The 1,382-nt window shown below is 58.0% G+C and carries 1 protein-coding gene; it reads right to left on the bottom strand.

Annotation, left to right across the window (positions count from 1 at the left end; all coding sequences use genetic code 11):
• Positions 1-271: 271 nt before the first annotated feature.
• Positions 272-1,294: an IS110 family RNA-guided transposase gene (locus GOB93_RS20905; protein WP_041247965.1), complete on the bottom strand. Its 1,023-nt coding sequence runs from the start codon at positions 1,292-1,294 to the stop codon at positions 272-274.
• Positions 1,295-1,382 lie beyond the last annotated feature (88 nt).

The raw sequence follows: 1,382 nt of genomic DNA, 5'->3' as shown, positions 1-1,382 counted from the left end.
CTTCTGTGGTTGCCGTCCGTTATGCAAGAGTTTTCTGACCCATATTGACGTGTGATCGTGTGCGGTCTTCTGTAAGGCCTGTTGATGTGGCCTTTCAGAAGCCACTGGCCAGTATGGTGATCAGCGGATCAGATCCAAATCTCACAGGCGTGCTTTAAAGCACAGAGAAATCCACTGGTTTTTCCGATCCGGATCAGACGATCATGCGCCCATTCAGGTCATCGCCCTCTCACACCCCTACCGGTTCCATCCGCGGGAGCCGAGCCATCGCTCAGGCTGCCACGGACAGGGCCGGATCCCGATAATCCTCCTGTTTTGTTGCCATGGCCCAGATGGCTCGTGCCATCCTGTTGGCCAGCGCAATGGCTACCAGCATACGGGGCTTGCGGGCCAGCATCCGTGCCAGCCAGCTTCCCGGTGCAGGGGCCTTACGGCTGGCCCAGTTCACCTGGGTCATGGCGCCCATGATGAGAAGCCTGCGGATATCAGCCTGCCCGGCTTTTGATATCTTCCCCAGCCTTTCCTTTCCGCCAGATGAGAACTGACGGGGCACCAGCCCCAGCCACGCAGCAAAGTCGCGCCCGCGCCGGAAGCTCTGCAGGTCAGGCGCAAAAGCTTCAATCGCAAGAGCGGTCAGAGGACCCACTCCAGGCATGCTCTGCAATCTGCAGGTGTTTTCACTTTCCTGGGCAAGCATCCTGATCTTCTTTGTTCTGACATCAATCCGCACACTCTGCTCCGAAATCTGTCGCAGCAGATCAAGGCATTCCTGCTTCACAGCCTCTGGCAGAACCGCCTCATCCAGCATGGCTTCAATGTGTCTGATATGCGCAATCCCCTGTGGCACGACGAGACCGAATTCATACAGAACGGCACGCAGGGCATTCACCAGTTCCGTGCGCTGGTGCACCAGACGCTGCCGGGCCCGGAAAAGAACGCCACGCGCCTGCTGCGCTTCAGTGCGTGGTTCGACAAAGCGCATTTCCGGCTGACGGGCCGCAATGACGATCGCTTCCGCATCAGCAGCATCGTTCTTCTGGCGCTTCACGAAAGGCTTCACATACTGCGGAGCGATCAGTCTGACCTCGTGACCAGCTCCTGCCAGTTCGCGAGCCCAGTAATGCGCGCTCCCGCACGCTTCAAGAACGACCAGAGCAGGCGGCTGCGTGGCCATGAACTGCATAAACTGCTGACGACGCAGCTTTTTGCGAAACATCACCTCGCCCGCACGCGAAGCTCCATGAACCTGGAAAATGTTCTTTGCCAGATCAACGCCTATCACTGTATCCTTCATCTGCCGTCCTTTCGCGCAGTCGTTTCTTCCAACGACCATTCTGGCACATTGCGATGCCGTGCGGGGAGGACGGCAACCACCCCATCTC

The sequence above is a fragment of the Acetobacter musti genome (assembly GCF_011516835.1).
In the GTDB taxonomy this organism is placed as follows: domain Bacteria; phylum Pseudomonadota; class Alphaproteobacteria; order Acetobacterales; family Acetobacteraceae; genus Acetobacter; species Acetobacter musti.
This window is presented reverse-complemented; position numbering and strand designations above follow the sequence as displayed.

Coding starts and splice junctions, on each gene's coding strand:
- GOB93_RS20905 (WP_041247965.1), bottom strand. CDS start 1,294: ATGAAGGATACAGTGATAGGCGTTGATCTGGCAAAGAACATTTTCCAG.